Annotated in this window: 8 protein-coding genes; 5 read left to right on the plus strand and 3 right to left on the minus strand. The window is 73.9% G+C overall.

Translation table 11 applies throughout. From position 1 onward, the window contains the following. The first annotated feature begins 49 nt into the window (after nt 1-49). The 5 genes from OG294_RS13625 (at nt 50) to OG294_RS13645 (ending at nt 9,260) form a co-directional block, all read left to right on the plus strand. Nucleotides 50-1,114, plus strand: coding sequence for an FHA domain-containing protein (locus OG294_RS13625; protein WP_327066752.1), 1,065 nt, complete (start codon nt 50-52; stop codon nt 1,112-1,114). 76 nt (nt 1,115-1,190) lie between these two features. Beyond that, nucleotides 1,191-1,592 carry a globin gene (locus OG294_RS13630; RefSeq protein ID WP_327066753.1) on the plus strand — a complete coding sequence of 134 codons (402 nt, stop codon included), beginning with the start codon at nt 1,191-1,193 and terminating at the stop codon, nt 1,590-1,592. A 239-nt stretch (nt 1,593-1,831) separates the two neighbouring features. Beyond that, the gene (locus tag OG294_RS13635; protein WP_327066754.1) at nt 1,832-5,218 is read left to right on the plus strand and encodes an FtsX-like permease family protein; all 3,387 of its coding nucleotides are present in this window, start codon (nt 1,832-1,834) and stop codon (nt 5,216-5,218) included. Continuing rightward, nucleotides 5,215-8,199, plus strand: coding sequence for an FtsX-like permease family protein (locus OG294_RS13640; protein ID WP_327066755.1), 2,985 nt, complete (start codon nt 5,215-5,217; stop codon nt 8,197-8,199). Before OG294_RS13635 ends, OG294_RS13640 begins: the two co-directional genes overlap by 4 nt. Nucleotides 8,200-8,246: 47 nt before the next feature. Further along, entirely contained in the window at nt 8,247-9,260 is a 1,014-nt protein-coding gene (locus tag OG294_RS13645; RefSeq protein WP_442789326.1) for an ABC transporter ATP-binding protein, read from the plus strand. Between the two features lie 88 nt (nt 9,261-9,348). Here the strand turns inward: OG294_RS13645 and OG294_RS13650 are convergent, their stop codons facing one another. From OG294_RS13650 to ettA, 3 genes are all read right to left on the minus strand, one after another. Then, the gene (locus OG294_RS13650; RefSeq protein ID WP_442789157.1) at nt 9,349-10,203 is read right to left on the minus strand and encodes a hypothetical protein; all 855 of its coding nucleotides are present in this window, start codon (nt 10,201-10,203) and stop codon (nt 9,349-9,351) included. Nucleotides 10,204-10,231: 28 nt separating this feature from the next. Continuing rightward, entirely contained in the window at nt 10,232-10,702 is a 471-nt protein-coding gene (locus tag OG294_RS13655; protein WP_327066756.1) for an acyl-CoA thioesterase, read from the minus strand. A 138-nt stretch (nt 10,703-10,840) separates the two neighbouring features. Next, complete coding sequence (gene ettA / locus OG294_RS13660) at nt 10,841-12,505, minus strand: energy-dependent translational throttle protein EttA (RefSeq protein WP_327066757.1); 1,665 nt, start codon at nt 12,503-12,505, stop codon at nt 10,841-10,843. Between the last annotated feature and the right edge of the window lie 432 nt (nt 12,506-12,937).

The raw sequence follows: 12,937 nt of genomic DNA on the forward strand, positions 1-12,937 counted from the left end.
GTGACCTGGTACCGCTCCGGGCCGGACCTGCTCAGATGTGGGGGACTTGATGCCGATCTGCCCTAGGGGCCATGAGTCGCAGGCCGAGGACTGGTGCGACTTCTGCGGCTTCCCGATGCACCCGGCCTCCGGCCAGGTGCCGGGGTCGGTCGGCATGGACCCCTACCAGGCGCCGCCACCACCGCCGATGCCGCCCGGCCCGCCGCCCGGCATGCACCCCGGCGCCCCCGGGATGCCCGGCGGCTACGCCGGTGCGACCGAGGGCCTGGTCACCTGCCCGATCTGCCGGACCCCGCAGACCGGGCGGTACTGCGAGGAGTGCGGCTACGACTACGAGCTCGCCGCCACCGCGCCGCCGCAGCACCAGGGGTTCGGCTACCAGCAGCCCGCTGCGGCCCCGCAGGGCGGCTACGGCTACCCGCAGCAGGGTGCCCCGGGGTACCACCCCGTGCCCGAGCAGCCGGGTGGCTACCCGCCGCCGCCCGAGCAGCCGGGCCCGCCCGGCTACCACCCCGCGCCCGAGCACCAGGGCGGGTACCCGCCGGCGCCCGAGCAGCCGCACGGCCTGCCCGGCTACCCGCCGCCGCCCGAGCAGCCCGGCCCGCCCGGCTACCCGCCCGCGCCCGAGCAGCCGTCCCGCGACCCGTACGGCACCTCGTTCCACCTGGCACCGCCCTCGGCCCAGGTGCAGCCGGAGCCGGTGCGTTCCACCTGGGTGGCCGTGGTCAGCGCCGACCGGCAGTACTTCACCGACATGATGGCGCGCAGCGGTCCCGAGGCCTCGGGTCTCTTCTTCCCGCCGTACTGCCCCGAGCGGCGGATCCCGATCACCGGCCGCGGCCAGCTGCGGATCGGCCGGCGCAGCCAGCACCGGGGCACCGTCCCGGAGATCGACCTGTCGGTGCCGCCGGAGGACCCGGGCGCCTCGCACCAGCACGCGCTGCTGGCCGAGCAGCCGGACGGCAGCTGGGTGCTGGTCGACCAGGACTCCACCAACGGCACCACGCTCAACGGCGGCGCCGATCCGCTGGCCCCGCACACCGCGATCCCGCTGAACGAGGGCGACCGGATCCACATCGGCGCCTGGACCACCATCACCCTGCTGCGCGCCTGACCGCGCGGAACCGGCCTTCGGTCGTACGACCGAAGGCCGGTTCCGGCTTTCCGCAGCGGTCTGCGACCATGGTCGGATGACTGAGATCGGGCGTGCGGAGAGTCACGAGGAGAGCTTCTTCGAGGCGGTGGGCGGCGAGGCCACCTTCCGTCGGCTGGTGCACCGCTTCTACCAGGGCGTGGCCGAGGACGAGTTGCTGCGCCCGATGTACCCCGAGCAGGACCTGGCCGGCGCCGAGGAGCGGCTGGCCCTGTTCCTGATCCAGTACTGGGGCGGTCCGCGCACCTACAGCGAGCAGCGCGGGCACCCGCGGCTGCGGATGCGCCACGTCCCGTTCAAGGTCGACCAGGCCGCGCACGACGCCTGGCTGCGGCACATGCGGGTGGCGGTGGACGAGCTCGCCCTGGCCCCGGATGCCGAGCGGCAGCTGTGGGACTACCTGAGCTACGCGGCGGCCTCGATGGTGAACTCGCACTGAGACGGTCAACTCGCACTGAGCATCGGGCGATTACGTCTTTGACATGCCCTGTGCGTATTTAGTTTCGTTACTGACCGCTTTTTTACAAAACCCTTCCCCGGCTGAACCTTCTCTGACAGCATCGCCCGTTATTCGGTGCAGGGGTCCCGTACGCCGGTACATGGCCGCTGCCATGTCCGGTGGACCCGGACATGGCACCGCACGGGGGCAGACCGAGGCTTCGGGGAGGGGCATCGACCATGGGCGGCTTCGTCCTGCGCAGACTGCGCAGCAGGCTGGCACTGGCCGCTTCGGCGGTGCTGACCATCGTCTTGACGGCGACCGTGCTCTGCACGCTGAACGCCTTCGAATCCGGGGTCGGCGATGCCGGGGTGCGCCGCGCGCTGGCCGTCCAGGACCGGGCCAGGTCCACCGTCCAGGTCTCCGACGACGTCGCGAGCTCCGGCCGGGCGGCGGCCGAACAGCAGGTCCGGGGGCTGGCGAGCCGGATCTTCGGCTCGCTGCCCGCCCAGCTGCACGAGCTCGGCCGCAGCCACGCCTACGGCCTGCCGGCCACCGGCGCCACCGGCGCGGACGGCCAGCCCGTCGACCCGGACCTGACGCTGCTCGCCTCGCTCGACCCGGCCGAGGTCACGCTCAGCGCGGGCCGGCTGCCGCAGGCCGCCGCCCCCGGCGGCCCGGTCCAGGTGGCCGTGCCCGACGCCGTGACCCACCGCCTCGGCCTGCGGCCCGAGGCACTTCCCACCGCACTGCACCTGGTCGACCGCTACGACGGCTCGGCGCTGGACGTGCTGATCACCGGCGTCTACCACCCCACCGACACCACCGACCCGTACTGGCAGCTCGACCCGCTGGCCGGGCGCGGCGTCTCCGTCAGCGGCTTCACCACCTACGGCCCGCTGCTGGTCCAGGACTCCGTCTTCACCGGCGGCACGGTCCAGCAGCAGACCCTCGGCCTGCTGCTGACCGGCGACTTCTCGCACGCCAAGGCCGCCGACCTGGACGCGCTGCGCGACCGGGTGGCCAAGCAGATCAACGCCTTCCAGGCCGGCACCGGAATGACCGCGACCACGTCGCTGAGCGCCGCCCTGGACGACCTGCACAACGACCTGCTGGTGGCCCGCTCCACCCTGGTGATCGGCGCGCTCCAGCTGGCCGTCCTCGCGATCGCCGCCCTGGTCCTGGTGACCCGGCTGCTGGGCGAGCGCCAGGCCTCCGAGAACGCGCTGCTCACCGGTCGCGGCGCCACCTGGCGCCGGATCGCCGGGCTGACCGCGCTGGAGGCCGGTCTGCTGGCGCTGCCCGCGGTGCTGCTCGCCCCCCTGCTCACCCCCGCGCTGCTGTCGTTGCTGAGCCACATCGGTCCGCTGGCCCACGCGAAGATGCGGCTGAGCGGCGGGCTCTCGCCCGTCTCCTGGCTGCTATCGCTCGGGGTCGGCATCGGCGCGGTGCTGGTGGTGCTGGTGCCCGCGGTCGCGCGGGTGCTGGGCGGCGCGGTCTTCCAGCGCCGGGCCGGGCGACGCCAGGCACTGGCCTCCGCGCTCGGCCGCTCCGGCAGCGACCTCGCGCTGTTCGCCCTGGCCGCACTCGCCTACTTCCAGCTCGCGCACTACGGCTCCGGGCCGAGCAGCAGCGTCTCCGCCACGGCGGCGGGCAGCGCCGCGGCCGGTGGCGGTGCCCTGTCCGCGGACGCCTCCGGGCGGCTCGGCCTGGACCCGGTGCTGGTCACCGCGCCCACCCTGGCGCTGTGCGCCGGCACCGTGCTGGCCCTGCGGCTGCTGCCGCTGGCCGCCCGGCTCGGCGAGCGGTGGGCCGGGCGCCGGCGCGGGCTGCCCGGCGCGCTGGCCGGCTGGCAGTTCGCCCGCCGGCCCCGGCGCAACGCCGGCCCGGTGCTGCTGATGGTCTTCGCCGTCTCGATGGGCATGCTGGCGCTCGGCCAGGGCGCCTCGCTGAGCGCCTCGCAGCGCGACCAGTCCGCCTTCGCCAGCCTCGGCGGGCTGCGGGTGGCCAACCTTGCGGTGCCCGCCCTCGGCCAGGGCGGGGTGCTGGACCAACTGCCCGGCGGCTCCCGGTTCCTGCCCGTCTCCCGGCAGGACCTGCCGCTGCAGGCCGGCCGGATCGGCCAGTTGCTGGCGATCGACACCAAGGCCGCCGCCACCTCGGTGCGGATGCGCCCGGACCTGACCGGCGGGCGCACCCCGGCCCAGTTCTTCGCCCCGCTGACCGGCACCGGCGCTGACTCCAGCTCCGGCTCCGGCTCCGGGGGCACCGACGGCGGCGGGCTCGTGCTGCCGGGCAAGCCGATCCGGCTGAACCTGGACCTGTCGGTGCGGACCAGCACGTCCGCCGGACCACCGTCGGCCGACGGCGAGTTCTACGTCGACCCGTCGATCCACGCCCCCTCCGTCAAGCTCGAACTGCGGGACCGGCACGGGCTCCCCTTCGAGGCCGTGCTCCCCGGCGTCCCGGCCGACGGCGACGTCGCCGTCTCCGCCGATCTGGCCCCGCTGATCGGCTCCCCGGCCGGCCGGGCCGCCTACCCGCTCACCCTGGCCGGCGTGAAACTCACCTACGACGGCCCCGCGTTCGCCGCCATGCAACAGCAGCTGACGGTCCACCGGATGACCGGGACCGACGTGGACAGCGGCGCGACCACGGCGATCGGCACGGCGGGACAGGGCTGGTCGGTCCTGGACGGCTCCACCCTCGCCCCGGCGAACGGACAGGACCTGTTCGGCGTGACCTACAAGGCCGGGAAGGGCCAGCTGGACAACACCACCCAGCTGACCGTGGGCGCACCGGGCAGTGCCCCGCCGACCGTGCTCGACGCGCTCGCCACCAAGGACTACCTGACCGCCACCGGCGCCGCCGTCGGCCAGGAGGTGCCGCTGTCGCTCGGCACCGCCAGCCTGAAGGTCAGGATCGCCGCCGTGGTGCCCACGCTGCCCGGCGTCGGCGGCGGGACCGGCGGCCCGACCACCGCGCTGATGGTCGACCTGACCACCGTGAACCGGATGCTGGGCGCCGCCCAGAACCCCCCGCTGCCCCCCACCGAGTGGTGGCTGCCCGGCACCGGACCGGCCGACCCCGTGCCGGCCCAGGCCGCCACCGCGCTGCGGGCGGGCACCGTCCCCGCGCAGTTGCAGGTGTACCAGGAGCTCGTGACCGGCCTGCAGGACGATCCGCTGGGCGCCGCCCCGCAGAGCGGGCTGCTGGCCCTGACCGTCGCGGCCGCGGTGCTGGCGGCGATCGGCTTCGCCGCCGCCGCGGTGGGCGCCGCCGGCGAACGGGCCGCCGAGTTCGCCGTGCTGCGCGCGCTCGGCACCCCGCACCGGCAGCTGGCCAGGACCGCCGCCGCCGAGCAGGGCATCCTGATCGCCCTCGGCCTTGGCGTCGGCCTCGCGCTCGGAACGGCGCTGGTCCACCTGGTGGTACCGCTGACCGTCCTCACCACGGACGCCCACCGGCCGATGCCCTCGGTGCTGGTGGTGCTGCCCATGGGGCAGGTCCTGGTGCTGCTCGCAGCGGTGGCCGCACTGCCCGTCCTGCTCACCGTCCACCGGGTGCTGCGCCCTGCCCGGCCCGGCGAGACCATCGCCCGTCTGCGTTACTCGGAGGAGATGTGAGCCCCGATCGCGAACCGCTCGATCGCGAGCCCGCCGCCGAGCGGACCGCCCGCGGCGCCACGGCCGGGCGCACCCCCGCGCCCTGGGTCAGGACCAGGCTGCACACCAGCCGGTCCGCCGCCCTGCTGCTGGCCCTGCTGGTACTCGGCACCGCCTTCCTGGCCGCCGCGCTCCCGCGGACCCTGGACCGGGACGGCGACCGGGCGCTGACCAAGGTGCTCAGCAGCACCACGCCCCAGGCCCGCAGCCTGACGGCCGCCCTGAGCTCCGACACCACCGATCCCAGCACCGGAACCTCGGCGTACAACCAGCAGACCCTGGACCAGGTCGCCGAGAAGCTGCGCGGCGACCTGACCGCACCACTGGCGCCCCTGCCCGCGGACGACTCCTACGGCGCGAGCAGCGGCACCCGTTACCTGACCGACCCCGCGCTGCCCCGGCCCGGCGTCGGCCAGGACCCGGTGCTCAGCCTCTACACCCTGCACGACCAGGACTCCCACCTGCGGCTGGTGGCCGGGAAGCTGCCCGAGGGCCACACCCTCGACGTCGACGGCAACCTCGAGTTCGACGTCGCGCTCACCAAAGCGGTGGCCGACCGCCTCGGGGTCGGCGTCGGCTCCGCCCTGAACACCAGCATGCTCTCGGCCCTCGGCCGGTCCAGGCCGCACCAGCCGGAGCACTCGGTCCAGGCCGTGGTGGTCGGCCTCTTCGAGCCGACCGACGCGAAGCAGGCGATCTGGTCCACCGCCGGCTGCCTCCTGACTCCCTGTCTGGAGGCCGTCGGCGCGCCGCCGGAGCCCTACTGGGACGTCGATGCCCTGGTCGCCCCCACTGATCTGACCGCGCTGCCCCAGTGGAACGGGGCCAAGCTGTTCTGGCAGATCCCGATCGACCCGCACCACCTGCACAGCTACCAGGTCGGCCAGGCACAGCAGCTGATCGGCTCCATGCTGGACGGCCCGCTGGCCGCTTCCCTGGGCAGCAGCATCAAGGTCCCCAGCCTGCGCCCCAGCTCGATGCTGCCGGACGCGTTCACCAAGGCACTGAACCAGCAGTCCGCCGCCGCCCCGCTGCACGCGATCGGACCGATCGGCGCCGGCACGGTGGCGCTGGTGGTCCTGCTGCTGGCCGCCGGGCTCGCGGTGGACCGCCGCCGCGCCGAACTGATCCTGCTGCGGGCCCGCGGCGGCTCGCTGCCCGCGATCGGCGGGCGACTGCTCGCCGAGATCGCCGTTCTGACCGTGCCCGCCGCAGGGCTCGGCACGGCGCTCGCCCTGCTCCTGCTGCCCGCCCCGCGCTGGACGGCGGCGGTGCTGACCGGCGTGCTGGTCGGTCTGCTCGCGCTGCTGCCGTTCCCGCTGCGGGCGGTCCTGCTGCTGCGCGCCAGCGGTCCGCGCGGCAAGGGTCGCGCCGCCGGTGCGACCCGGCCCACCCGGCGCCGGCGGTTCACCCGGCTGCTGGGCAGCCCGCGCCGGCTGGTGGCCGAGCTGGCCGCGCTGGCGCTGGCCGCAGCCGCCGTCCTCGCGGTGCGGCGGCGCGGGATGGCGCCGCCGGGCAGCTCGCTCGACCTGCTGCTGACCGCCGCGCCGCTGCTGCTGGCGGTGGCCGGGGCGGTGCTGCTGGCCAGGCTCTTCCCGCTGCTGCTCGCCCCCGGCGTGCGCTGGGCGGCCCGGCGGCCCGGTGCGGTCGGCTTCCTGGGCCTGGCCCGGGCCACCCGGACCGGGGCGGCGAGCGGCGCCGGCGGCGGGTCCACCGGTGCCGGCGACGGCACGGCGGCCCGGCCTGGACCGACCATGCTGCCGCTGCTGGCGCTGCTGCTCGCGGTCACCACCGCCGGCTTCGGGGTCACCATGCTCAGCTCCGCCGACGCGGCGCGCCAGGTGGCGGTCCGTCAGGCGGTGGGCGGCGATGCCCGGGTGCTGGCGAACGACTCCGGCACGCTGCCGAACGGGTTCGTCCCGGCCGCCGCCAAGCTGCCCGGAGTGCGCTCCGGCACCGCGGCGGTGATCGACGACGGGGCCACGACCGGGACCGCGGACGGCAGCGCGCTGCCCGACATGATCCTCGTCATGGTCGATCCGGAGAGCTATGCGGCGCTGGCCCGGGACGTGGGCTACGGGCAGTTCGACCCGGCGCTGCTGAAGGCCCCGGCCGACCCCGATGCCATGGTGCCCGCCCTGGTCAACACCACCTACGCGAGCCGGCTCGGTACCCAGGGCAACTACGTCCAGCTGCCGAACGCCTACGGCAGGCTGAAGATCCAGGTGGTCGGCACCATCCAGGCCACCCCCGCGGTGCCGGTCCTCGGCGAGCGGCCGGTGCTCCTGGTGTCGAGCGACGCGGTGGCCCGCCAGCGGCCGGCGGCGGCGGCGCTGGCGAACGCACCGACCGCGTGGTTCGGCACCGGCGACGGGATCACCGGTGCGGCGCTGCGCGGGCTGCTGAACCAGGAGCTGGGTGCGGGCAAGGACGCAACCGCCCAGGTGAACGCCGGCTTCAACATCGCCACCCGGGACGACTACGCCCGGGAGATGGCCGACAACCCGCTGCAGCGCTCGGCGGAGCAGCTGTTCTGGGCCTCGGTCGTCGCCGCTGCCGGGTACTGCGTGCTCTCGCTGCTGCTGACCCTGCTGCGCGCGGCGCCCGAACGCTCGGCGCTGCTGGCCCGGCTGCGCACCATGGGCCTGCGTCCGCGCCAGGGCCTGGTCCTCATCCTGGTCGAGGCGCTGCCGCAGACCCTGGTGGCCGCGGTCGCCGGAGCCGGCATCGCCTGCCTGTCCGCGCCGCTGCTGGGCACGGCGGTCAATCTGTCGGCCATGGTCGGGGCGAGTGTGCCCGGCGGGCTGCGGGCGGCCCCCGGGCAGGTGGCCTGGCAGGCACTGATCCTGGCCGGGCTGTCCACGGGGGTCGTGGTCGCGGAGACGCTGTTCGCCGGGCGGCGGCAGATCAATACCGAGTTGAGAGCGGGTGACCAGCGGTGAGCACACCGACGAGCGGCAAGCGGCGTGGGACGGACGGGGCTGACGGCTTGGCGGGTGACACCTCGGCGGCCGGCGGCGCGGCGGGGGTGGCGGATCCCGCCGCGCCGGACGTCACGCTCGACGAGCTGCGGCAGCGGGCCCTGAGCGCCCGCGACGCCCCGGCCTACGGGCAGGACTCGGTGATCGCCTGCGACCGGGTGGTGCGGATCTTCAGCGCCGACCGGGTCGAGGTGCAGGCCCTCCAGGGCCTGGACCTGCTGGTCGGCAAGGGGGACCTGATCGCCCTGGTCGGCGCCTCCGGAAGCGGCAAGTCCACCCTGCTCAACATCCTGGCCGGCCTCGACGTCCCGTCCGCCGGCTCGGCCACCGTGGCCGGCTGCGACCTGCTGACCATGACGTCCAAGGAGCGCCTGCGCTACCGCCGGGAGGTGGTCGGCTTCGTCTGGCAGCAGACCGCCAGGAACCTGATGCCGTTCCTGACGGCGGCCCAGAACGTGGCGCTGCCGATGCAGCTGAACGGCGAGCGCTGGTCGGCGGGACGGGCCAAGCGCCGCGCCGCCCGGGCCGGTGAGCTGCTGGCCGCGCTCGGCATCGACCACCTGGCCGACCGGCGGCCCGCCCAGCTCTCCGGCGGCGAGCAGCAGCGGGTGGCGATCGCGGTGGCGATGGCCAACAACCCCTCGGTGGTGCTGGCCGACGAGCCGACCGGTGAACTGGACTCCGAGACCGCCGCCGGGATCTTCGAGGCGTTCCGCACCGTCAACCGCGAGCTGGGCGCCACCGTGGTGATCGTGACGCACGACCCCATGGTGGCCGGGGAGGTCCGCCGCACGGTGGCGATCCGTGACGGGCGCACCGCCTCCGAGGTGCTGCGCCGGACCGTGACCGAGGCGGACGGCACGGAACGCGTCAACGAGCGGGAGTACGTGATGCTGGACCGCACCGGGCGGGTGCAGCTGCCGCGCGAGTTCCTCACGGCGCTCGGGATGGAGCACCGGGTCGCGGTCGACCTGGTCGCCGATCACATCGCGGTGCGGCCGGACGACCAGCAGGAGGCGTGAGGCGGGTTTCTCGGGCGGCTCGGGCTGCTCGGGCGGCCCCGCCCCGGACGTGAGCGGCTCGGAGCCGTCCGCTGCGGAGCTCTCCGGCTCAGCGCAGCGGGGTCAGCCCCAGGCCCGCGCCCGGGGCGGCCGTGGCCCGCAGCGCGACCGTCCCGTGCGGTGCGGTCAGCCGCAGCCAGCTGCCCGCGCGGTGCGCCGTCAGCCGGGCGTCCGGGTGCAGGAAGCCGATCCGGTAGGCGGCGTGGGCCGCGCGCAGCGGCAGCGCCGGGAGCGCGCCGAGCGGGCGCGACCAGATCTCGTCGGCGAGCCGGTCCAGCACCTCGCGGGTCCGGTGGTGCTCCGGCACCTGGGCGGTGCGCTCCTTGAACTCGGCGACGGCCGCCATCACCTGCGGGACCACCAGCCCGGCGCCGACCTCGCCCAGCTGCTGCCAGCCGCGGCGCGGCGGCAGCAGTCCCGCCCAGGCGGGTCCGGTGACCGGCGGCGGCACGGCGAGCGCGGCCCCCGCCTCGTCGACCCCCTCCAGCAGCTGGCCCGCCGAGACGGTCAGGTCGGTGGTACCCGGCAGAGCCCCGGTCTCCGTGGCGCCCGGCAGCGGCTCGGTCTCTGGGGCGCCCGGCAGCGGCTCGGCGGCGGCGAGCCGGGTGGTGCGCAGCGCGAGCACCCCGGCGGCGCCCAGCGGCAACCGCCCGTAGACGGCCAGCACACCGGGGCCGCCCGCCTCGTCGGCGACCAACTGCAGCCGCACCGCGGCCGCCCGGTCGAACCGCAGCAGGCGGCTCAGGAACGCACCGAGATCGGCCGCCTCGCGGGAGTCGGCAAGGACGAACCGGGCCGTACTGATCACGGGAACACTCACTTCGTTCTGTTCGCGCTGCGTCTCGGGCTGGGTCTCGGTCTCGGTCTCGGGCTGGGTCTCGGGCTGGGTCTCGGACTCGACCACACGCCTGCTGCCACGGTTCGCGACCGGCTCAGGCCGCGGCCACCGCGACCTGGTCCGCCCTGCTCTTCGCTTCGGCGGGCTCGTCCATGAAGCGGCTGAGGAACTCCCGCTCCACCGGGCTGATCCGGCGCGGCCGGGCGGCCTTCAGGTCGTACGGGACCACGATGGTCGACGCCCGGACGTACACCGTCTCGGTGCCGTCCTCGGCCCGGTCCTTCACCTCGTAGCTGACCGTGAGCGAGGCGCCACCGATCCTGGTCACCCAGGTCTCGATGGTCACCGGCTCCGGGCGGTGCACCAGCGGCACCTTGTAGTCGATCTCGTGCCGCGCGACCACCGAGCCGCCCGCGAACTCCCCCGCACCGGCGGCGGTGGCCTGGGTGAACATGAAGTCGATCCGGGCCTCCTCCAGGTAGCGCAGGAAGACCACGTTGTTCACGTGGCCGAAGGCGTCCATGTCGGACCACCGCAACGGGCAGGCGTAGATGTGGCGCGCCACGAACGTCTCTCCTTCTCTTCCGGTCACTTCGAGCGGCCCGCTCTTCCAGTCACTTCGAGCGGCCCGGCCATTCGAGCGGCCCGGCCGGGTACCCAACGGGCACCCGACCGGGCCGCTGCCGCACAGGCCGGGGCGAGGTCAGCCTCGGGTCAGCTTCTTGTAGGTCGCGCGGTGCGGACGGGCCGCGTCGGCGCCCAGGCGCTCGATCTTGTTCTTCTCGTACGACTCGAAGTTGCCCTCGAACCAGAACCACTTGCTCTCGCCCTCGTAGGCGAGGATGTGGGTGGCCACTCGGTCCAGGAACCAGCGGTCGTGGGAGATGACCACGGCGCAGCCCGGGAACTCCAGCAGCGCGTTCTCCAGCGAGGAGAGCGTCTCGACGTCGAGGTCGTTGGTCGGCTCGTCGAGGAGCAGCAGGTTGCCGCCCTGCTTGAGGGTGAGTGCCAGGTTGAGGCGGTTGCGCTCACCACCGGAGAGCACACCGGCCGGCTTCTGCTGGTCCGGACCCTTGAAGCCGAACGCCGAGACGTAGGCGCGCGAGGGCATCTCGACCTGGCCGACGTTGATCCAGTCGAGGCCGTCGGAGACGACCTCCCACAGGGTCTTCTTCGGGTCGATGTTGGAACGGCCCTGGTCGACGTAGCTGATCTTGACGGTCTCGCCGACCTTGACGTCGCCGGAGTCCGGGGTCTCCAGGCCCTGCAGCATCTTGAAGAGCGTGGTCTTGCCGGCGCCGTTGGGGCCGATCACGCCGACGATGCCGTTGCGCGGCAGGGTGAAGCTGAGGTCGTCGATCAGGACCTTCTCGCCGAAGGCCTTGTTGAGCTTGTCGACCTCGACCACGACACTGCCCAGACGCGGGCCCGGCGGGATCTGGATCTCCTCGAAGTCCAGCTTCCGCATCTTGTCGGCCTCGGCCGCCATCTCCTCGTAACGGGCGAGGCGGGCCTTGGACTTGGCCTGGCGGCCCTTGGCGTTGGAGCGGACCCACTCCAGCTCTTCCTTGAGCCGCTTGGCGCGCTTGGCGTCCTTCTGGCCCTCGACCTTGAGGCGCGACTGCTTGGACTCCAGGTAGGTGGAGTAGTTGCCCTCGTAGGACAGGGCCCGGCCGCGGTCCAGCTCCAGGATCCACTGCGCGACGTGGTCCAGGAAGTACCGGTCGTGGGTGACCGCGACGACGGTACCGGCGTACTTGGCCAGGTGCTGCTCCAGCCAGTTCACCGACTCGGCGTCGAGGTGGTTGGTGGGCTCGTCGAGCAGCAGCAGGTCGGGCGCCTCGAGCAGCAGCTTGCAGAGCGCGACGCGGCGGCGCTCACCACCGGAGAGGCTGGTGACCGGCCAGTCGCCGGGCGGGCAGCCCAGCGCGTCCATGGCCTGCTCCAGCTGGGCCTCGAGGTCCCAGGCGTTGGAGTGGTCCAGCTCCTCCTGGAGCTTGCCCATCTCGTCCAGCAGCGCGTCCGAGTAGTCGGTCGCCATCAGCTCGGCGATCTCGTTGAACCGGTCGAGCTTGCCCTTGACCTCCTTGACGCCGTCCTGGACGTTCTCCAGGACCGTCTTGGACTCGTCCAGCGGCGGCTCCTGCAGGAGCATGCCGACGGTGAATCCGGGCGAAAGGAAGGCGTCACCGTTGGAGGGCTGCTCCAGGCCGGCCATCATCTTGAGGACGGTGGACTTACCGGCGCCGTTGGGGCCGACAACGCCGATCTTCGCTCCGGGGAGGAAACTGAGCGTCACGTCGTCAAGGATGACCTTGTCGCCGTGCGCCTTGCGCAACTTGCGCATGGTGTAGATGTATTCCGCCACGTGAGATCGCTCCGGCGTCGTCGAGGAGTGTTTCAGGCTGTCAGCGTTCCATTGTGCCGCACCCGGGCTCCCATCCCGAACCCGCTCCCCGGAGCTCAGGCGCTCGGAGGTTCCGGTGTGCGGCGTTCCGGCGCCGTAGCGCTGCGGTATCGCAGCGCTACGACCCCCGCCCCCGATCCGCGCCCCGGCCCGGGTCCGGGCCCTGACCTGACCCCTGTCCCGGACCTGGCCTGCCCCTGCCCCGGACCTGCCCTGCCCGGCCCCCCTGCCCCTGCCCCTGCCCCTGGCCCGGCGGCGACGTCTGAGCGCCGGAACGCCAGTGGCCTGATCCCCTGGTGCAGGGGATCAGGCCACTGGGCTGCGTTCGCCGCCGCTCGGGCGGCTACGCGGACCGCTTCGGCTTCAGCTACTTATGGGCAGCTGTCGCTGTCG

The sequence above is a fragment of the Kitasatospora sp. NBC_01302 genome, assembly GCF_035976515.1.
Taxonomy (GTDB): Bacteria; Actinomycetota; Actinomycetes; order Streptomycetales; family Streptomycetaceae; genus Kitasatospora.